21 protein-coding genes are annotated in these 19,613 nt (G+C 68.4%); 14 read left to right on the forward strand and 7 right to left on the reverse strand.

The features are described from left to right. Positions 1-77: 77 nt before the first annotated feature. On the reverse strand, positions 78-800 hold the full coding sequence (locus ACK8N7_RS37150) for an ArsR/SmtB family transcription factor (protein ID WP_500445565.1): 723 nt from the start codon (positions 798-800) through the stop codon (positions 78-80). Positions 801-909: 109 nt separating this feature from the next. On the opposite strand from ACK8N7_RS37150, the gene ACK8N7_RS37155 reads away from it, so the two are divergent. Continuing rightward, positions 910-1,410 carry a GNAT family N-acetyltransferase gene (locus ACK8N7_RS37155; RefSeq protein ID WP_500445567.1) on the forward strand — a complete coding sequence of 167 codons (501 nt, stop codon included), beginning with the start codon at positions 910-912 and terminating at the stop codon, positions 1,408-1,410. 7 nt (positions 1,411-1,417) lie between these two features. Next, positions 1,418-2,704 (forward strand): ISAs1 family transposase, encoded by a 1,287-nt coding sequence (locus ACK8N7_RS37160; RefSeq protein WP_500445946.1) that lies wholly within the window; start codon positions 1,418-1,420, stop codon positions 2,702-2,704. A gap of 93 nt (positions 2,705-2,797) precedes the next feature. Here ACK8N7_RS37160 and ACK8N7_RS37165 read toward each other — a convergent pair whose 3' ends face one another. Continuing rightward, positions 2,798-4,108, reverse strand: coding sequence for a pentapeptide repeat-containing protein (locus ACK8N7_RS37165; RefSeq protein WP_500445569.1), 1,311 nt, complete (start codon positions 4,106-4,108; stop codon positions 2,798-2,800). Positions 4,109-4,346: 238 nt separating this feature from the next. Here ACK8N7_RS37165 and ACK8N7_RS37170 point away from each other — a divergent pair, with 238 nt between their 5' ends. The 5 genes from ACK8N7_RS37170 to ACK8N7_RS37190 all read left to right on the forward strand — a co-directional run bounded on the left by ACK8N7_RS37170 (position 4,347) and on the right by ACK8N7_RS37190 (position 6,880). Then, a complete protein-coding gene (locus tag ACK8N7_RS37170; protein WP_201106480.1) occupies positions 4,347-4,556 on the forward strand; it encodes a hypothetical protein in 210 nt (69 codons plus the stop codon). A gap of 18 nt (positions 4,557-4,574) precedes the next feature. Continuing rightward, positions 4,575-5,264 carry a restriction endonuclease gene (locus ACK8N7_RS37175; protein WP_500445571.1) on the forward strand — a complete coding sequence of 230 codons (690 nt, stop codon included), beginning with the start codon at positions 4,575-4,577 and terminating at the stop codon, positions 5,262-5,264. A 174-nt stretch (positions 5,265-5,438) separates the two neighbouring features. Beyond that, a complete protein-coding gene (locus ACK8N7_RS37180; RefSeq protein WP_500445573.1) occupies positions 5,439-5,672 on the forward strand; it encodes a hypothetical protein in 234 nt (77 codons plus the stop codon). Continuing rightward, complete coding sequence (locus ACK8N7_RS37185) at positions 5,662-5,919, forward strand: hypothetical protein (protein ID WP_500445574.1); 258 nt, start codon at positions 5,662-5,664, stop codon at positions 5,917-5,919. The genes ACK8N7_RS37180 and ACK8N7_RS37185 overlap by 11 nt, the downstream gene beginning before the upstream one ends. A gap of 301 nt (positions 5,920-6,220) precedes the next feature. Then, positions 6,221-6,880 carry a hypothetical protein gene (locus ACK8N7_RS37190; protein WP_500445576.1) on the forward strand — a complete coding sequence of 220 codons (660 nt, stop codon included), beginning with the start codon at positions 6,221-6,223 and terminating at the stop codon, positions 6,878-6,880. 304 nt (positions 6,881-7,184) lie between these two features. Here ACK8N7_RS37190 and ACK8N7_RS37195 read toward each other — a convergent pair whose 3' ends face one another. Both ACK8N7_RS37195 and ACK8N7_RS37200 read right to left on the reverse strand, forming a co-directional pair. Then, the gene (locus tag ACK8N7_RS37195) at positions 7,185-8,057 is read right to left on the reverse strand and encodes an IS3 family transposase (protein WP_500440357.1); all 873 of its coding nucleotides are present in this window, start codon (positions 8,055-8,057) and stop codon (positions 7,185-7,187) included. After that, positions 8,054-8,365 (reverse strand): IS3 family transposase, encoded by a 312-nt coding sequence (locus ACK8N7_RS37200; protein WP_032774357.1) that lies wholly within the window; start codon positions 8,363-8,365, stop codon positions 8,054-8,056. The genes ACK8N7_RS37195 and ACK8N7_RS37200 overlap by 4 nt, the downstream gene beginning before the upstream one ends. Before the next feature lie 348 nt (positions 8,366-8,713). On the opposite strand from ACK8N7_RS37200, the gene ACK8N7_RS37205 reads away from it, so the two are divergent. The 6 genes from ACK8N7_RS37205 to ACK8N7_RS37230 all read left to right on the forward strand — a co-directional run bounded on the left by ACK8N7_RS37205 (position 8,714) and on the right by ACK8N7_RS37230 (position 12,958). After that, positions 8,714-9,760 (forward strand): YihY/virulence factor BrkB family protein, encoded by a 1,047-nt coding sequence (locus ACK8N7_RS37205; RefSeq protein WP_500445578.1) that lies wholly within the window; start codon positions 8,714-8,716, stop codon positions 9,758-9,760. 142 nt (positions 9,761-9,902) lie between these two features. After that, entirely contained in the window at positions 9,903-10,319 is a 417-nt protein-coding gene (locus ACK8N7_RS37210) for a phage holin family protein (protein ID WP_500445580.1), read from the forward strand. After that, positions 10,316-10,771, forward strand: coding sequence for a DUF3618 domain-containing protein (locus ACK8N7_RS37215; RefSeq protein WP_500445582.1), 456 nt, complete (start codon positions 10,316-10,318; stop codon positions 10,769-10,771). The genes ACK8N7_RS37210 and ACK8N7_RS37215 overlap by 4 nt, the downstream gene beginning before the upstream one ends. Continuing rightward, entirely contained in the window at positions 10,768-11,034 is a 267-nt protein-coding gene (locus tag ACK8N7_RS37220; protein ID WP_500445583.1) for a DUF4235 domain-containing protein, read from the forward strand. The genes ACK8N7_RS37215 and ACK8N7_RS37220 overlap by 4 nt, the downstream gene beginning before the upstream one ends. 424 nt (positions 11,035-11,458) lie before the next feature. After that, positions 11,459-12,013, forward strand: coding sequence for a phosphatase PAP2 family protein (locus ACK8N7_RS37225; RefSeq protein WP_500445585.1), 555 nt, complete (start codon positions 11,459-11,461; stop codon positions 12,011-12,013). A gap of 525 nt (positions 12,014-12,538) precedes the next feature. Further along, positions 12,539-12,958, forward strand: coding sequence for a hypothetical protein (locus ACK8N7_RS37230; protein ID WP_500445587.1), 420 nt, complete (start codon positions 12,539-12,541; stop codon positions 12,956-12,958). 14 nt (positions 12,959-12,972) lie between these two features. Here the strand turns inward: ACK8N7_RS37230 and ACK8N7_RS37235 are convergent, their stop codons facing one another. The 3 genes from ACK8N7_RS37235 to ACK8N7_RS37245 form a co-directional block, all read right to left on the reverse strand. Beyond that, the gene (locus tag ACK8N7_RS37235; RefSeq protein ID WP_500445386.1) at positions 12,973-13,800 is read right to left on the reverse strand and encodes a transposase family protein; all 828 of its coding nucleotides are present in this window, start codon (positions 13,798-13,800) and stop codon (positions 12,973-12,975) included. 54 nt (positions 13,801-13,854) lie between these two features. After that, positions 13,855-14,334, reverse strand: coding sequence for a hypothetical protein (locus tag ACK8N7_RS37240; protein WP_500445384.1), 480 nt, complete (start codon positions 14,332-14,334; stop codon positions 13,855-13,857). A gap of 670 nt (positions 14,335-15,004) precedes the next feature. After that, the gene (locus ACK8N7_RS37245) at positions 15,005-15,157 is read right to left on the reverse strand and encodes a hypothetical protein (protein ID WP_500445589.1); all 153 of its coding nucleotides are present in this window, start codon (positions 15,155-15,157) and stop codon (positions 15,005-15,007) included. A 737-nt stretch (positions 15,158-15,894) separates the two neighbouring features. On the opposite strand from ACK8N7_RS37245, the gene ACK8N7_RS37250 reads away from it, so the two are divergent. Continuing rightward, positions 15,895-18,987: a hypothetical protein gene (locus ACK8N7_RS37250; RefSeq protein WP_500445591.1), complete on the forward strand. Its 3,093-nt coding sequence runs from the start codon at positions 15,895-15,897 to the stop codon at positions 18,985-18,987. Positions 18,988-19,613 lie beyond the last annotated feature (626 nt).

Consider the following 19,613-nt stretch of genomic DNA (forward strand, 5'->3'; position numbering starts at 1 on the left):
GGGCAGGGCCCCGGGGAGAGTCCTGTTCGCCCGGCTTGATCACGCGTCGGTGTGGTCGGGTCAGGTCCGGTTCAGGATCAGAGTTCAGCTGGTGGCAGGCCGAGGTGGTCGTGCAGTGCCCGGCGGCCGGTGGGTGTCACGAGGAGGGCGCGGGTGGTGCCGATGCGTGTCATCCACCCGGTGGCGAGTGCGTGGGCGGACAGGGCGGCGCCCACAGCGCCGGCCAGGTGGGGACGGCGCTCGGTCCAGTCGAGGCATGCGCGCACCGGTGGCCGGCGTGAGCTGGCGGGCACCGTGATGCCGGTCTCGGCAAGCCAGAGGGTGCCTTTGCCGGTCAGGCCCGGCTCGGGTCCCCACTCCAGGAGTCCGCGTTCGACCATTGCGTCGGTGATGGCCAGTGCGGTGGTTCCGGCCAGGTGGTCGTAGCACAGCCGGGCGCGGGCCAGTGCCTGCTGCCGGCCGGAGGCCGACAGCGAGCGTGGTGGGGCGCTGTGCTTCGGGGCCAGCGCGGCAAGGCTCTCGATCAGTTCGACCACTCTGCGGTCGGCCACCCGTACGTAGCGGTGGCGTCCGTGCCGCTCCTCGACGAGGAGTCCGCCGTTTACGAGCAGGTTCAGGTGCGAGGTCGCGGTGGACGGTGCGACTCCGGCATAGCGCGCGAGCTCGTTCGCCGTCCATGCCCGGCCGTCGAGCAGCGCGAGGCAGAAGGCGGCCCGGGTGCCGTCGGCCAGCAGTCTGGCCACGCCCGCGAGGTCCACACCCACATCCTGGCCTGCGCGCTGAATGTCCACGGTGCCCATTGTCGCCGACGTCGCTTCGACGTCCGTCGAAGCGTCCCCGTCCTAGCGTCGGTCCGTGCGCCGGGCTCACCGGCCCCGCACCCGCATCCGCTCACGTACTGGAGCAACCATGCCTGCGTCCGACACTGCCGTCACCGTTTCCCGCCAGCCCGCCCCCCATCCGGACTGCATGCTCACCGACGTCCCCAACCCGGAGGACGTTGCGGCAATCTCCGACGCGCTGGACCGCTTCAACATCGAACACACGGGAATCGCCGACCGCAGACCTCTGGCCGTCCTGGTCCGTGATCCCGAGACGCACCAGGTGGTCGGCGGACTGACCGGGCGTACCTCGCTCGGGCTGTTCTTCCTCGACCTCTTCTACCTGCCGCCCCGGCTGCGTGGCAGCGGGCTGGGAACAGAGATCCTCCGGCAGGCCGAGGACGAGGCTCGTGCCCGTGGCTGCCGCACGGCCGTGCTCTACACCATCACCTTCCAGGCCCCGGGCTTCTACCAGAAAAACGGGTGGAAGCGGCTGGGAGAGGTGGCATGCGATCCGCCGGGCACCAGCCGCGTCTTCATGACCAAAGAACTCACCGCACCGGCCGGTGAACCAGTTCGGTCCCGGTAAGGTCGCCGTGCTCGTTGCACCATCATCTGTTCCGTCCGCTCTGCACCTGCCACAGGTCGGGTCCGGGGCGTCACGGTCCGAGGCGGTGGTGCCGTCCGGGCTGCTCGACGCACTGTCCCTGGTGCCCGATCCGAGGAATCCGCGCGGGGTGCGGTTCCGGCTGGCAACGCTGCTCGCGGTCGGCGTGTGTGCCCTCACCAGCGCCGGACACAACTCCCTGACCGCCATTGCCGAGTGGGTACGCCGCTGCGACCAGGATGTCCTGGCCCGGCTGGGCTGCCCTTTCGACCCCTTTACCGGCCGGTTCAAGGCTCCGGGCGAGCGCACCCTGCGCGATGTATTCGCCCGCGTCGACCCCGCGCTCCTCACCGCCGCTGGTTTCACCAGACTCACCACACTCCAGGCCCGCCCGGTGACCGCGACCGGCCCGGACGGGATCGTCGAGCGCGAACAGCGCCGCGCCCACCGGATCGCCCAGCACGAGACGGACCGGCCGCAACCGCGTCGTGCGGCTTTTGCCGTGGACGGCAAATGCCTGCGCGGAGCGGTCCGCGCGGACGGCAGCCGTGTCTTCGTCCTGTCCGCAAAGCGCCACCACGATGCGCTGACTGCTGCTCTGCGCGAGATCAGTGCGAAGACGAACGAGATACCCGAGTTCGCTCCGCTGCTGGACACCCTCGATGATCAGGACCTGACCGGCTCCGTCGTCACCGTCGACGCCCTGCACGCCCACACGAGCCACGCTCGCTACCTTGTCGAGGACCGCCAGGCCCACTACCTGCTGTCGGTGAAGAACAACCAGCCCACCCTGGCTCGCCAGTTGACCAAACTGCCCTGGTGGCAGGTACCGGTCCTCGAGCAGTCCCGCGACCGCGGACACGGCCGTGAGGAGGTCCGCGAGGTGACGGTGGTGAGCGTGAACGGTCTGCTGTTCCCTCACGCCCGCCAGGTTGTTCGCATCCACCGCAAACGCCGCCGAATCGGCACATCGAAGTGGCAGACCGAGACCGCCTATGCCGTCACCGATCTCGCGGCCCACCAGGCGTCTCCCGTTGAGATCGCTGCCTGGGCGCGTGGCCACTGGATCATCGAGAACACCGTCCACTGGACCAAAGACGTGACCTTCGCCGAAGACGCCAGTCAGATCCGCCGGCATCGCACCCCAGCCGTCATGAGCGCACTGCGCGACCTTGCCCGCGCCACCCTCCACCGCTCCGGATGGGCCAACATCGCCAGCGGCCGACGAGCCCACACGCACCCCGCAGCCACGCTCACCCTTCACGGGATTCCGTGATCAAACCGGGCGAACGGGACTCTCCCCGGGGCCCTGGGCGGGGCCCTCGCTCTGGTCGACGAGGCGGTGGCCGACACGGTCTGGCGGTCGTTGTTACGGGTGGTTGACGGGAATTACTCGGAAGGGGCCCCATTGGATGGTGGCTGCCGGGTGGACGTCCGACTCGTAGAAGCTGATCTCACCGCCCTGGTAGGTCGAGGCGGCGAAGGAGACGTGACTGCCGGTGAACTTCAGGCCGCTGAAGGAGACCTCGCCGCCGCGGAACGTCGAGCGGTCGAATCGAACCTGGCCGGCGGACAACGTCGATTCGCTGAAGAAGACCCAACCGCTGTCGTAGGTGGAGTCGGAGAAGGAGACGGTACTGCCGGAGAACGTTGAGGCGCTGAAGGAGACCTCGCCGCCGGTGAACTTCGAGCGTTCGAAGGAGATGTCACCGCCGGAGTACGTCGAGCAGCTGAAGTGAGCATGCCCTCCGGAGTACGTCGAGCTGTCGAAGTACACCCGGCCGCCGGAGAACGTCGAGCCGGTGAAGCCCACTCCGCCGCCGGAGTACGTCGAGCGGCTGAAGTGGGCCTCGCCGCCGGTGAACTTCGAGCAGCTGAAGTCGACCCTGCCGCCGGAGTATGTCGAGCCGGTGAAGTCGATTTCCGCGGCGGAGAACGTCGAGCCGCGGAAGAAGACCTCACCGCCGGAGAACGTCGAGCCGCTGAAGTCGATCCTGCCGCCGCAGAACGTCGAACCGAAGAAGTCGATCCTGCCGCCGGTGAAGGTTGAGCCGCTGAAGTCGCCGCCGTCGAAGGTGGCTCCGGTGAAGGCAAGGTCCAGGCCGCACCAGGTTGTGACGGCGGAGGAGTCTTGGAGGTGGTTGCGGATGGTGCGGATGATCGTGAGGCGCACTTCCCGCTCGCCGTGCCGGAAACCGGAGCCGGCGGGGTCGGTTTCGTAGGGCATGCGCAGGTAGGCGCAGAGCACGTCGACGCACACCTGGCGCTGCTCGGGCCAGTCGTCGGCGAGACGTGCCATGGCGTAGACACCGGCGAGCCGGACCGCAGCCTGCTCATGGCCTAGCTGCTCGGCAGCTTTGGCGTACCGCTCGGTGAGCTGGGTGGAGTCCGCCCGGTGCGAGGTGCCCTCGTCCAGGAGCTGCTTGCGGTAGGCGTACAGCGCGGCGAGGACGGCACCTATCAGGGTCAGGACCGTGACGGTGGTGCTGATGATGTCCTGCACCTTGACCGGCGTCCTACCGGTGTTCTCACTGGCCAGGAGCAGTTCGGCACCGCCGTAGAGGCCGAGGGCGGCTGCTCCGACGATGAGGAGGGCGCCGGGGGCGACGAGCCACACGGGCCAGAGGTTCGGGGTATGGCGGCCGTCCTGCTTCGGGCGGGGCTGTAAAAGATTGGTCACGCTGGTGATCATGGCGCGCGGGAGGGAAGCGACGGGCGGCGTTCAGCCACTCTGTGACAGTCCTGGATGAGGCCAGGCTGCAGGACCGCCGAAGACACGACGTCCGGTGGCGGCGTCGGCCGCGGAGTGATCCGGCCAACCAGTATCGCTTTGCGTCATCATCCGGTGACTGCCGGGCATGGCGGGATGCGGGCCGGTACACAGAGGGCCGGACCTGACGCGTTGACCTGGGGGAACCGTGCTGACGATCAATCTGGGGTTACTGCTCGCGGTGATCGTGTTCTTCCGGCTCCGGCGCCGTACCGAAGCGCGCAGCCGGAACGACGAGAAGCTGACCGTGGTCATCGTTCTCGCCCTGGGCGTGGTCATCGCACCCACCCCGGTCGGCCAGGGCATCGGTGAGTTCCTGGGCCAGCTCGCCTCCGGCATCACCGACTCCACCCGCTGAGACCACCGGAGCCGCCCCATGGCCACCCGCCGCCCCCAACGCCGCCGCCCCGCACCCCGACGCCGCCCAGCACCCCGACGCCGCCCCGCACGCCGCACCCCGACCCGCCGCTACGCCTCTCGCTCCCGCCGGCAGCGGCAGCGTCATGCCGAGATGGTCGCCCCCGGTGTGGGTGTCCTGGTGGCCGCCGCTGTGGCGTGGACGGTGCTCTCCTGGCTGGTGGCGAACTGGTGGATCCTCATCGTGCTCGGCGCCGCCGCCGCCACCGTCGGCGGGGCGGTGTGGATCCACCGCCTCCAGCAGCAACGCGCCTGGGACCGGGTCCGGCAGCAGGCGCTGCGGTACGGGCTGCCGCAGCTGGACGCCCTGCACCACCGCGACTTCGAATACGCGATCCGCGACCTGATGCGTCGCGACGGGTGCACGGATGCCCGGCAGGTCGGCGGGGCCGGCGACAACGGTGCCGACGTCCTGGCCACCGACCCGCTGGGCCGGACCTGGGTCATCCAGGTGAAACACCGCCGCGACGGCGACCGAGGCTCCGCCGTCGGCACCCCCGACCTGCAACGCGTCAACGGCACCGCCCGCCAGCTCTACGGCGCCGACATCGTCCTCGTCGTCACCAATGGCCGCTTCAGCACCCACTGCCCGCCCTTGGCCCAGCAGCTGCACATGCACCTCGCCGACCGGCGGGTCCTCGCGACGTAGGCGAGCGGGGGGCGCCCGCTGTGGGAACTGCTCCCGAAGATTCCCTCGCCCCGTAACGGCCGGTGAAGCGCTGGGTGGCCTCCACCGGGCCAGATTCGTCCGTACCGGGTCCGGGCGGGCTGCCCCGGCGCTACCGTGGGGGGCACACGCCAGATGACAGCCAGGAGCCCCCGGATGAGCGAGCAGCCGGCCCTCATGCCCGACCGCCAGCCTCTCGATGAGCACGCCGCCGCTTCCGCCCGTGCGTACGCGGCCGACCAGCGCGCGCGGGCCGACGTCCTCGCCTCGGTGCTGGAAGACATCGCCGCCAACGGCTACCCGTCCCCAGAGACGGGCGTGCTGTGGGAGGAAGCCCGCGACGCCCACCTGGAGCGCCTCGCCGGCGAGCAGCCCCGCCGTGTCGCCTGAGCACGCGCCGCGCCGGTCCCAGGTCGTCCTGGTGGAGCCCGCGCTGAGCCAGCTGCCGAAGCTGTCGGCCAGCGAGACGCACCGCCTGGACCGCGCGATCGTCGCGATCAGCGTCAACCCCGAGCTGGGCACCCCGGTGCCCGACACCCTGCTTCGCGACTACACAGATGACGTGGACGGGGTCCGCGTCATCTACTACGTCACGGCCCTTCGGCAGATCACGATCGTCGCGTACGTCGAGGCGTAGGAGCCTCCCGAGCACCCATGCAGCGCCCCGGATCGCAAAGGCTCGGGGCGGTGTTGTGTGCGCTGCTCAACGGTTGGGCGCCGCTGCTTCTGGTGGTGGGGTGCATCTCTCCGAGAGGGCTGCAACCGCGGTAGGTGCGTCCGCCGTGCCGGGGGAGGCCCGTGGGGTCGTCTGCGGCGGCCGCCGCAGACCATGTGACACCACTACCCCTTCCACGGGAGACGGGCGCCCTCCCTGCCCGGCTACGGGGACTTGACGGAACCAGCCCCACGGGGCGGGCCTCGTCAGCATGATGACCGGCATGAACGAATTTTGGATAGCCCTGATGGGTGCACTCGTGGGCGGCGGCTTCACTCTGTTGGGAACGTGGCTCACTTCCAAAAGCGGCGACAAGGCCGCGCACTTGGCGCAGACGCGTGCCACGGCCCAGCGAGGAGTCGAAGCCGCAACCACACTCGCCATTACCATCCAGCGACAGCCGTACCGCGATCACGGCACCTTCGAGGACCGCGAGGGCTGGGGCCGGGAGTTGATGGCCCACCAGTCGAACCTGACCGCCCTCCTGGGTCTGCTGCCCGACGATCAGCAGGCGATTCGAAACCAGGTTTTCGTCCTCCTGGACGGCGTCCAGAACTGGGACGGACGAGAGGTATGGGCGGAGTACCGCATCCGCACCACAATCGTCCTCGGCGAGATGGCGGCCTGGCTCGTAACGCTGGCACGTGGTTCGAAGACGCCGGAACCGAAGGAGATGGAACCGATCATTGAAAAGCAAATCTTGGATCACCGCCAAGCCGAACTGGAGCACGAGCGGGAGACGCTCATCATGAACGCCGAGCTGTACGAGCTGGACGCTCAGGACCATGAGCGGGTCGGCGAGATCGACGCAGCTCTGGAAGCCATCCAGCAGAAGCGCAGCATCCCTGGCCAGACGAACCAGGGGCAGATCACTGCATCATGACGTCCGTCAGAGCAGAAACTTGGTTTCCGGAACAACGTTCCGCATAGTCGCGATCAGCAGGACCTTTGCGTCCACGTCCAGGCCCCGACTCCTATGGAGGTACGTGACCTTTTTGCGTTCCCGGGGAGGCCGTCAGTGGAGGACGGGGTCTGGATGACGGTCAAGGAAGCGGCACTCTTCACGGGCGTCAGAGTTCAGGCGGCCTACTCATGGGCGCGGCGCGGATATCTGAAGGTCCAGGGCCTCGATTACCGAGGCCAGAAGTGAGCTTGTTCCGCTTTGACGGACACCATTGGTGTGGTGGTCAGGCTGTGAGTGCGGTCTCGTACTCGGCGGGGCTGAGGTAGCCGAGGCTGCTGTGCAGTCGGTGCAAGTTGTACCAGCCCTCGATGAAATCGAAGATCGCGGTTCGGGCGGCGGCCCGGCTGGGCCAGGCGGAGGTGCCGAGCAGTTCGCGTTTGATGGTCGAGAAGAACGACTCGGCGAGCGCGTTGTCCCAGCACTGGCCGGTGCGGCCGACCGAGAGTCTGACCCCGAACTGGGCTGCCAGGGAAGCGAATTGCTGGCTGGTGTATTGACAGCCGCGATCCGAATGGAAGATCACGGGGTGGGTGGGGCGACGCTGCCGGCAGGCGGCTGTCAGCGACTCGGCCACCGGTTCGGTACGCAGGTGATCTGCGGTTGCCCAGCCGACTACGCGCCGGGAGGCGATGTCGATGACCGTGGCCAGATAGAGCCAGCCCTCCTCCGTCGGGACGTACGTGATGTCGCCGCACCAGCGGGCATCGAGCCCGGCGCGGTCGGGCTGGAAGTCCCGGACGATGAGGTCGGGACGGAAGGCAGCCCTGGGATCGGGGATCGTGGTCACGTGCCGTCGTCTGCAGTGCCGGCCCTGCAGCCCGGCGGCCCGCATCAGTCGTGCGACACGACGACGGCCACACCCGGCACCCTCGCGCTTGAGCACGGCATGCACGCGCGGGGACCCGTAGGTTCCGCGGGACTTCGCATGGGCCTCGAGAATCTGCTCGGTCAGCTCGGCATCCCGCAACGCGCGGGGTCCGGGCAGGCCGGAGCGACGGGCATAGAAGGCGGTCCGGGAGACCTTCATCAGCTCACACGCCCGTTTGACGCTGTGACCTGCGCGCTTCTCCGCCTCGATGAACGGGTGCACCGTCACCGGGTCTCCTTCGCGAAGAAAGCTGTGGCCCGCTTGAGGACGTCGACATCCTCACGCAGCCGGCGGTTCTCCCGCCTCAACGCGGCCAGTTCCTCGCGCTCGCTGCTGGTCAGCCCGTTGCGCTCGCCCGCGTCGACCTCGGCCTGCTTCACCCAGTCCCGCACCGCCGTCTCGGTCAGTTCGAAGTCTCTGGCGACCTGCCCGACCGAGCGGTCACCTCGTCGGCACAGACCGACGATCTCGGCCTTGAACTCCGGCGTGAACGAACGACGAGGGCGGCGAGGCTTCTTCTTCCCCATGCTCTCCATGATGGACATCCTCCCGGGGCAGAACCCCAGATCTCGAATGTCCGTCAAAGCGGATCAAGCCCACTTCCCGGCTTTCACCAGCACCGTCGGCACCCCCGATACCGCTGATTCGTCATCGAGATGCGCCCTCAAAAGGCGAACCTTCCTAGGGTTGCCAGATCCCATTGGCGGCGGAGTGCGGAAGAAGTTTCGCCCCTGCCACGCTCGCAGGACGAAGGAGACCCCTGAGCGGCTCCGAGGCTGTGGCATGACCGGTAGCTCGGCGCCCCTGCCGACATGGCCCAATGTTCGTCGGTACGCGAAAGCTGACAGGGACATGAGCGTCGCTGTTGGGGAAACCCGCTGGGAATGACAGATTCCTCGAAGCCGGGATCCGGCGATGAACACGCGGGCGGGAACGTACGCCGTGACGGCCAAGTGGGACCTGATGACCAGGTGGAGGAGCGGGCACCGGACCGTCCGACCGAGCTGCCCCGGCGATCCTGGACGGCGGTGCTGCGCGGCACCCTGAAGGAGTTCAAGGATGACGAACTCGCGGACCGGGCGGCAGCGCTGACGTACTACGGGGTGCTGGCCCTGTTCCCGGCCCTCCTGGTGCTGGTGTCCCTGCTGGGCATCGCGGGCGAGTCCGCCACCCGGCAGGTCCTTGAGAACCTCCAGAAGCTGGCGCCCGGCTCTGCCCGGGACATCATCAGTGATGCCGTGGAGCAGCTCCAGGGCAACGCCGGTGTCGGTTCGTTCATGGCGATCGTGGGTCTGGCCGTCGCGGTGTGGTCGGCCTCCGGTTACGTCGCCGGGTTCATTCGTACGTCGAACGCCGTCTACGACATGCCGGAGGGCCGGCCGGTGTGGAAGGTCCTGCCGCTGCGCCTCGCCCTGACGGTGACGTTGATGATCCTGGCGTGTGCCAGCGCGCTCATCGTGGTCTTCTCCGGCGGTCTGGCACGGCAGGCCGGTGCCGCCCTGGGGATCGGGGACACTCCCCTGGCCATCTGGTCGATTGTGAAGTGGCCGGTCCTGGTCCTGCTCGTCACCGTCATGATCGCGGTCCTCTACTGGGCCGCGCCGAACGCCAAGGGCCGCGGCTTCACGTGGGTGACGCCGGGCAGCTTCCTGGCCCTGGTGATCTGGCTGGCCGCGTCGGCCGGCTTCGCGTTCTACGTCGCGAACTTCGCCTCGTACAACAAGACCTACGGCGCCCTCGCCGGCGTGGTCGTCTTCCTGGTGTGGCTGTGGATCACCAATCTGGCGATCCTCCTGGGGCTGGAGTTCGATGCGGAGATGGTCCGCCAGCGGGCGATCGCCGGCGGCCACCCGAAGGACGAGGAGCCGTACGTGGAACCCCGTGACACCCGGGCCTGGAGCGACGGGGACCGCCACCGCATGGAGCACTGAGCGGCACCTCGTCGTGGGACGGGTGCGGACCCGGTTGCTGGGTAGCCGGACCCCCAACGGCACACACATCCGGATGCGGAGGTTCCGTCGCAGCGGCCAACTTCCAGATGATTCGGCGGATTAAGTAGGGCTAGGTGACCTCATGAGCACATCAGAAAGGCGGGCGCCCGCAGTCGGCGAGGAGCCGGTGGGGGTTCTGATCTCGCGTGCCTCGCAGCAGATCTCGGAGCTGGTCCGCGAGGAAATGCAGCTGGCACGTTCGGAGATGACGCAGAAGGGCAAGCGCTTCAGAAAGGGCGGCGGCCTGTTCGGCGCCGCAGGTCTCCTCGGCATCCTGGCGGCCCAGGCCCTGGTGGTGACCTGCATCGCGGCACTCGCGCTGGTACTTCCCGTGTGGGTGGCGGCGCTCATCGTCACGGCGGTGCTGGCCGCAGTAGCCGAGGTGGCCGCCCTGACCGGGAAGAGGCAGATCGCCCGGGCGGGCACCCCCGTCCCGGAAGAGACCATCGACAGCGTCAAGGCCGATCTGGCCGAGGTCAAGGAGAAGGCACACCGATGAACGACCAAGCGCAGAACACAATGGGCACACCCACCCCCGAGGAGCTGCGCGAGCAGGTCGAGCGGACGCGCGACGAACTCGGGCAGACCGTCGAGGCGCTGGCGGCCAAAGCCGACGTCAAGGCACAGGTAAAGGAGAAGACCGCGGCGGTGAAGGAGCAGGCTGCCTCCGCCTCCACGCAGATCCGTGAGAAGACGGCACAGGCAGCCCAGCTGATAAAGGACAGGACTCCGGACGCCGTGCAGGAGAAGACGGCACAGGCCGTCGCCCAGGTGCGGGAGACCGCATCCCGGGCGGGGCAGTTCGCGGCGGAAAGGACCCCCGACCCGCTGCTGGAGAAGGCAGACCGGGCCGCGAGGGCCGCCCGTGCCAACCGCACCCCGCTCCTTGCGGGCAGTGCCCTGCTGATCGCCTTCCTGCTGGTACGTCGCAGCCGCGGACGCAACCGATGAAGGCGTCCAAGCTCGCCTACAAGCCGGTCGGATTCGCCCTCGGTGCGGTCAGCGGCATGATCGCGGGCGCCGCGTTCAAGCAGGCGTGGAAGCTCATCGAGGGCGAGGGCGACGCACCCGACGCCTTCGACCAGAATCGTCCATGGCGGCAGATCCTTCTCGCCGCCGCCGTGCAGGGGGCGATCTTCTCCGTGGTCAAGGCCACGGTCGAACGCTCGGGCGCCCAGGCAACCCGGCACGTCACAGGCACCTGGCCCGCGTGACGGCACGGTGCTGGCTCTCCTGCGGACCAGGCACCGAGCCCTTGCCTGGGCGCGCCTGCTGACCGATGTGGAGTACATGTGCCGCACCCTGGCCGACATGGCGTCACCAGACTCGCCGCCGGAGCCGAAAGTCTGGGGAGAAGGCGGCCCCCGCCGGGAACGGCGGGGGCCGCGTCGAGTCGATGCGTGTCACTGGGCGGCGTAGTGGGCTGAGCACGGATGTAGCGCCTCCGCAAGCCCGGCGCGTTCAGTTGTGCTGGCGGAAGCGGTGATGGGGCCGGTGCGTACTGGCCTCGCCCGCATACCCAATGAGCTTGAGCCATCAAGCGGATGACGAGAAGGCCTGAGTGAAAGCAGTCAGTGTGAAGCGCCGCGGTCCAGCGAGATCATGGATGAAGCGCTGCGGGTGGGAAACGGATACGACATGGAAATCGTGACTGTGCTGCGCGACGGCGATCGGCGACTGACCCGGTGGATGGCTGCCTGGGACTCCGACTGGGCTCGCCGGGGTCTGCCTCCGGTTGAGGGGGCAGCTGAGCGCACGAAGCTGTGGTGGGCTGCCGCCGTGCTCATGGCGGCGGGGGGCGGGTGGCGTGGCCGCAAGGCCGCAGTCGCCGGGATCACGAGCATGGCGGTGGCAGAGCTGCTGTCGAACGGCGTTGTGAAACAGCTCGTGGAGCGGCGTAGGCCGCCGAAGGAGTGGATTCCGCACGACGACGTCGAAGACCGGCCCGACAGCTCTTCCTTCCCCTCCGGGCACACCGCCGCCGCTGTCGCCTTCACCGCCGCCATCGCACCCTCCTGGCCCTGGGCCGGTGCCGCCTGCGCAGTACCCGCAGCGCTGGTAGCGGTCGAAAGGGTCCACAGCGGTGCGCACTACCCCTCCGACGTCGCCGCCGGCGCCGCCATCGGACTTACCACAGCGGCCCTCGTCCGAGCAGCACCCCGCCTTCTGATCAGAATGAGGACGCCCGGGTAAGTGCGTGCCGGCAGTCGGCTGCACGACGGCGCCGATGCCTGCCGCGTTTCTCCCGGCTGCTGAGGGGCCAATGGGAATGTCGTGTCCGCCGATACGACGCCAGATGTCGTGCGATGCGCCAGCGACTACCCCCTGCCCACAAGGCCAGAGGGTGCGATGTTGCAGTCCTGGTGAGTTCGAAGACTCCGGGAGCACGGGGGGCACTGTGCACGCAGAGGTTGGCGCGGAGGCGTCCGGTGCGCAGGCTCGGGCAGGAGGCTGGAGCACGTCATCAGGGAGACGGGCTGCCCGGCTGCGCACACGACGGAGATCGAAGCGAAGTCCGGGACCGTGCCGGTCCCGGACTTGCACTGACAGGTAAGGGCGATGGCTCCGGTCCTGACAAATGCGAGGCAGCTCAGCACCCGCTCGGGCCGTCTGTGAGTGCCGTCTTATGGTTCCGGAATGAGTAACTCTGCTGCGGCTGCGGTCCTCACAACCACCGACCTATCTGAAGCGATACGTGCGGTGCGTACCTTGCTGGGCATGGCAGACATCGATCAGGGAGAGGTGGACTTCGAAGCCGTGATCAGGTCGCCGGACGTCCTGACGCAAGTACGTCACGTACTGCCCGACCTCGAATGGTGGGCGTTGGCCGGCGAACGGCATGGGTCTTCGAAGGCCAACGACAACCCTGCAGACTGTCTGCCGATCCAAGTGTTCGACTGGGGGCATCCGCTGGACCGCGCTGAGCCCTTCGTCGCCGCTTTGGGGCCGGACCCCGCAGCTGTTCGATGGGATCTGAACGCATGGCCTGCGGTTCCCGAAGCCGGGCTGGAAGCGATCTCGCAGAAGTACGCCTACCTCACGCTGACAGTGAGATCGTTTCATCTTGAAGTGGCTGGCCACGGTGCTGGTGTGATCGTTCAGGGTGGCTCTCGCGCTGGTCGGCGGGTTGATCGGTAGCGGGAGATCGTCTGTCACCGGGAGACTTCGGCGCGGGTGAGGACGAGCAGGGCCCGTAGCAGGGCGGTGGCGTGACGGGCGCCGAGGCGGAGCTTGGTGAGCACGCGCCAGTTCTTGAGGTCGGCGAAGCCGTGTTCGTTCGCCGCGCGTTCGCGGGCGACGAGCTTGTTCGCCTCCTTCTGCGCGGCGGTCAGGCGGCGTCCGCGAGCGGCGCGGTAGCCGGTGATGATCACCGGGTTGTCCGCGTCGTCGTCCAGGCCAAGAAAGCCGAGGTCGCAGATCGCGCCGAGTCCGGCCTCGCGCAGGTGGGCGGTGAGGTGGTCGTGGCGGGCGGCGGTGATGTCGTGGGTGCGTCCGCGCCGGGCGGCCGAGACCCAGATCAGGTTGCCCTTCTCGTCGGTGAGTGCCAGGACGTGCAGGCCGTGCATCTTGCGTTTGCCCGAATAGTTGGGGCGGTCGTCCTTCCCGGTGCGGCGCCGGGTGGGTATCAGCGTCCCGTCGATCAGCACGACCTGCCCGCCCCTCTTGGTGATCTTCTTCAGGGCACGGTCCAGGCGCTCGGCGCGGGCGGCCAGCAGGTGGACGACTTCCAGCAGCCAGCGGCGCACAGTCGAGGCGGACACCTGGTAGGCGCCGGCCATGTCGGCGAGGCGCTGATCATGCCGGAGGACAGCGAGGACGATCAGGGCGATGCGGCCCGGCGGGAGCTTGCGCCACCGCGAGCCGATCTTCTTCAGGCGGGCCCTGATCAGGTCCGCGACCAGGTCCAGGGTCGTACTCGACAGCGGCAGACGGCACTGGTAGACAAGCGAGTCCGGGCCGTCGGCGGCAGTGGCGTTCATCGGCATGAACACCCCAACTGGCTTCGGGGGCCCGCTCGTTACGGGTGACGCTGATCACTGTGGCCGGTCGCCGAGGGTGGTGAATCGGCCGCCCGGGGTGCGGTGCAGCCAGCCCCGCTCGGCGAGCCGCTTCAGTTTCGCGCGGACCCCTTCGACCTGGCCGGGCAGCGTGCTTTTGCCGAGAGCCTCGCTCACCTGCCCGGCCTGGGCCGGTTCGGAGGCGTCCGCCACGACCTTCATGATCGCCTGGTAGTCGTCGGGCAACACGTCGGTACTCATGCCCGGCCCGCGGTCCGGGATCAGTCGCATCCCGCCTGCGCCAGGCGAGGCGGTGACCCGCTCCAACTCCACGTCCATGGCCGGATCATCAGCCTCACCCACGCGTTCGGCCTCGATGAACTGGCCGATCACGACCTCGGCGGCCTCCAGCCGGGCCACTTCGGCCTCAATCTCCACGAGTTCCTTGCGCAGTTGCTCGGCCCGGTCAGCCAGCACGACCCGTCGCTGGATCACCCACGTCAACACCTCGGCCACCAGCACATCCTCCCGTCCGCGAACTCCCGCTGCCCTGCGGACAGTAGGAGACACGACAAGGCCCGGACAGAAGTTCCGGCGAACTGCCCCCTGACAGACGATCTCCTGCTACTGATCAACCCGCCGACCAGGGCGAGAGCCACCCTGAACGATCACACCAGCACCGTGACCAGCCACTTCAAGATGAAACGATCTCAGTGAATTCCCGGGACCTCTACCAGGACGAACCGTCGCAGGACCACACCGTCCACGTTCACGTCCGGGATCGGAACGGCGACCAGATCGCCCGCGTCCACTGGCTCGCCGTTCAAGTGGGTGGCCGATTCACAGGCAGGGTGGAGTTGGCGCCTCTGTAACCCCTCAGCAAGCAGGCAAGATCGGTGTTTCTATCTGCCTCTGCCGCATGATCGGCCGGACAAGTCCTAGAGCCGAACTGCAGGGACGAGCTCTGCACTCAACGCTGCACCCTCGGGGTCCGGACGGCATGCGCGGGCTGGGTGCGAGTGGCATTCTTGGCCCGAAGATGCCGACAGCGGGACCGGCGAGTGAGAGCGCGGCCCTGATGCAGCTGTCGTCGACGTCCCTCCGCGGCGGTCCTGTCAGTGCATTCCCACACCGTGGTGGAGGGCGGCTTCTGATCCTGGGGTCGTTCTCCACCGGCTTCGGGGTGTTATCGGTGGTGTGCCGCCAGGGTGCCGCCGACGGCGCAGACCGCGGCTGTGGTCGTGCCGAGCACGGTGGCGGCTTCGGGGCCGCCGGTTATCGCCAGGACGGTGACTCCGGCCATGCCGAGCACGCCCACGACGAGCGTGGCCCAGCTCATCGGGTTGGCCTGACGGTGGTCTCGGGTGTGAGGTCTCACCGATGCTGCGGTAACCGCATGTTGTTGACCTGCGCTGCCACGGGTGCAATGCGACGGCTTCTGGGACCTGTATGGGCTGTCTGACCTGCGGCGCTGCAGGTTGGATGAGAGTGCCGCACATGTGGTGAGAATGCCTATAGGGGCGGAGGCAGGGGAGTCGCCTTCGGTACGCAGCTGATGGTGGTCCCACGTGCAGTCGCGCACGGCACCACAAACGATCACGATGTGGTGTGCTGACCACGCGCTGTGGCAGGTGTCGCATACGCTTTCCGCCGTCCTCTTTGCCGGTCACCCCGAGTGCGGATACGGCCGGTGGCGCCGCAGAACTCGCAGGTGCGCTCCGCCTCCGCCTCGGCTGGGGCGATCAGGCTCCGCAGGATGTCACCGCTACCCGGCGGCCCTTCCACGTAGACGCGCCGACCACGACTGCCGCCAGCCCGGCCGCACTGTGTGCACCCGCGCGGGGATCTGTTCCGGATGTGCGCCAGCGGGGGTGGAGTCGTCAGCCATGTCCCCATCCTCGAGCACAGCGCGCTCGTACAGGCTCCGCCCGTACCGGGTGCAGGTGCTTGCCCGGCACGAGCCCGGGACAGGTTGACCTCCTGTTCATAGGACGGCGCAGACGCTGGGGCCTGGGGATGTCAGCGGGGTGCTGGACACTGGTCATGTATGACTGCGGCGAGACCAGGGGGACCGACGTGAGTGACGATGCCGTCCAACTCGAGCGGCGTATCCGCTTCGCCTTGAGCATCCTCGGCGAGAGTAATAGCCATCACGAGTTCGAAGCCCTGTGCCTGGGCCTGGCTCGCCGGAGGATCACCAGCAATCTGCTTCCCGCGACCGGCCCCGTCAGCAGCGGCGGGGACCAGGGCCGGGATGCCGAGAGCCACTGGACGAACATCCCGCGGGAACTGCCCGGCACGTCCCTGTACACGTCGCTGGCCTCCACCCAGCGGGTGGTTATGGCCTGCACCCTCCAGGCCACCGACGTCCCGGGCAAGATCCGCAGGGACCTCGCCTCGATCTGCGGGCAGGGCACGCCCGTTGACCGTGTCATCTACTTCACGGTGACCGCCGTGCCCACCAGAAGACGGCACGACCTGATCGAGGAAGCCACCCGGACACATCAGGTCGACCTGGAGATCTGGGACGCTGCCGCCCTCGCCCTCCACCTCGCCGACTACGACCTGTTCTACCTCGCCGTCCAGTACCTCCACCTGCCCTCCGACCTTGCTCCGCCGCGCCCGGACGGCGCCGGTGAACTGCCCGACTGGTATGTCGAAGCCCGCCAGCGATGGCAGGCGAACGACGAGCCGGGCGGCACCCTGGGCGACCTGGTGGACCTACGGGCCCCGCTGCGCCACGCCACCTTCCACGAGGAGGCTCGCGCCGACCTACCGGAGTGGATCGGCCACGCACGGGCCTTGCTTGCTGCCGCAGTGGGGGAGCGCACCGCTCTGCGGGTCCGCTACGAGATCGTCGTGGCGACCCTGCGCGGCCTCGGGGACATGAACCCGACCGACCAACTGGCCCGCGACTTCTTCGACACGGTCACCGCCGATGACACCCTCACCGACCCCGGCATCATCGAGGACGCCGTCATACTCCTTCAGTACGGATTCGGGGCGCTGGCGCGCGGCCTCACCTCGCTGACTGCCAACGACCTGTGCGACTGGCAGCGCCTGCTGGCCGACAAGACCGACCGCCTGCTGGACGCGGACCCACCCGACAACGCCATGGCCCACCTGCTGGCCATGCGGGCCCGCCTGGCCCTGCACGCCGACATGACCGCCGAACTCGAAACCCTGCGTGAGGACCTGCCCACCGTCGCGGAGGTCACCGCAGCCGTCGTCGCAGCAGTAGAGGCCGGCGAGCCAATACCTGCCCTGCAGTCGAAGCCGCCGCTCACGGACCTCGACACCGGCATGAACATCCTGCTCCAGCTGGGCCACCACCTGGACAACGCGCCGCTGTTCCACATCGAGCACACCGCCGACCTCTTCGACTACCTCACCCCCGTACTGGTGGACCACCCGCTCTACCGGGAGGTCCGTGACCTGCTCGATCAGGCCACCGACCGGGTTGCCGGCCAGACCGCACGAGGTGAACGCGCCCAGGCCCGTGGCCTTGCCCTGATCCAGAACGGCCGCCTCCCGCAAGCGCTCCAGGAGATCCACGAAGCCAAGGCCAACTGGCTGCGCGGCGACACCCTCGAGGGCGGCCTGATCGTGCTGTTGCTGTGTGCGCGCCTCTACAGCGAACTCGGCCTGCCCCTCGCTGCCAAGCAGTACGCGCTCGCAGCCGCCGCCGCCGCGAAGACCGCACCCGCCCCCGAGCTCAATCGCTACGTCCCCCGCGGCATCATCCTCGCCGCCCAGTACGACCGCCAGGCAGGAAACTGGATCTCCGCCACCCGCCTGTTCTCCATCGGCCTCATGGCGCAGAACGTCTACTGCGACGAGCCGTACCACCACGAACGCTACCCGTATGTCTGGGAGATGATGGCCGACCAGGCGCTCACGCTGCGCATCGCCGACGCGGTGCGGCCCGGCTTCGTCCCGCTGCTCCGCACGATCACCGCTTTCGTGGGCATCGACACCCTCATCGACGACCTGCTCGCCCCGACCGCCGATGACCCCACAGCAACCGAGGAGACATACACCGAGGAGGCCGATACCCAAGGGATAGGACGGCCCTTCAGCGACGCCGGCCCCACACGCTCCTATGCCTGGCACGCGCTCGGTGTCGCTTGGGAGATCACCTGCCCGAACGACCGGCTGTCGGTGCTGGCCGCGGAACGCTACATCGCGGCACTCCAGGTGTTCCTAGGTGAACTCGCCACACAGGAACCGCTGTTCCTGCCCGGACGCGTCAGCGTCGAGATCCGCGCAGACGTAAGCCTGCCGCACGACCAGCCCGCTGTCTGCGGCCAGAGCGCCGAGCAGGACACCAACCGGTGGAGCCTGCGCCTGCCCACCGGCGTCCCCGCAGACCTGGAAGCGGAGCCACACCGTCTGCTCACCGCGCTAATCAAGGTGGTGCTCTCTCAGTCGCTGCTCTCCAACGAGGCATTCATGTATCTCGTCGAGCAGGCGCTCGCTAGCGGCCTCTGGCACAAGCTCCTCGTCGGCCGCCCCTACGACGAACTGGCTGACTTCCTGGAGTCCGAGACCTACCAGACGATGGCCGCGCTCGCCGATCCGGCCGTCGGAGCAGGCACGCCGCGCGGCCAGGCGAAGCTAGCTGTCCTGCCGGCCCGGAGCGGACCTGGACCCGGTTACGAGCACAAGGAAGCTCTCGAGGCCGTCCGCAACCGCTATGCCGTGATGCTCCCCATCGTGCGCTACACCCTTCCCCGCTTGTCCGCAGACCCCGGTTTCAGGCGCACAGCCACGCAGTTGCGGGAGGAGGGATGGCGCGACTGGCATCTGCTGACCGCCATCGCCAACGTGATCGGCAACCATCGCGCGCAGCAGCAGGGCCTGCACCCCTCCCCGGGCGATTCCTGGGAGTACCGGGCCCGCATCCTCGCCGCCATGCAGGCCCCCGAGCGTCCCGAGGACCCGCCTGTCCCCGCAGAGGCATTCACCGAACGCGCCCTGCGGGCGCACCTGTCGGTCGCGGCGGTGAACACGGCGCACTCCCTCGGTCTTGTCGTCCGTCATGGCCTCCTCGACCGGCAGGCACTGCTGTCGGTGCTGGGTGACCGGTACGGCTACTGGACGGACGACGTTGAGCACGATGACCCGTTCGGCTGGCCGGCCGCGGAGGACGTCACGACATCGGACTGAGGGCGCGCCTGACCCGCAGTCCCGGGAGGACGCCAGCGTGCTGTTCCTCCGCCCAGAGCCTTAAAACCCCTGGTCGAGTTGCTGATCCTGTGCTCACGGCTCACCGGAAAACCCCGGTGACCGGGCCACGGCCCGCCCCGCCTCGCAGGAGGCGGCCGATGACACCGCCGCCCCCCACTCCCACTCGGATCCACGCCGCGCACATGTATGTGCGGTCCAACCGCACACACTGCGGCACACCGCGCGGAGAGTGCGATGCCACCCCGGCCTGCCCTTGGGATGCGACGGCCTTGAGTCTGCGACACCCCGGCCGGTCAGCGCCGCACACCAGTTCTCGCGGTACGAGGACACCCAGGGCCCAGATGTCGCCGCCCAGGCGATGGCTTGAAGATCCCCTTCTGGTGATGCCCTTGTTGCGTGCGATGTGCGGCGGCAGGTCCACCGTCCCGTGCCCAGGTCCGGTCGGTTCGTCGAGATGGCGGGCAGGCGTTGCTTGTCTCCCGTTCAAGCAACGAGGCGATGGAGCCGGGGGCGTCGTGCACGGTGTCCGTCGTCATCGGCGCGTCGGCTCCGGGCTGCACCAGTCGCTGCGCTCGGCCAGCACGCCGGTCGGCAGGCGGGGGGAG

The organism is Streptomyces griseobrunneus (assembly GCF_046713465.1).
GTDB lineage: Bacteria > Actinomycetota > Actinomycetes > Streptomycetales > Streptomycetaceae > Streptomyces > Streptomyces microflavus.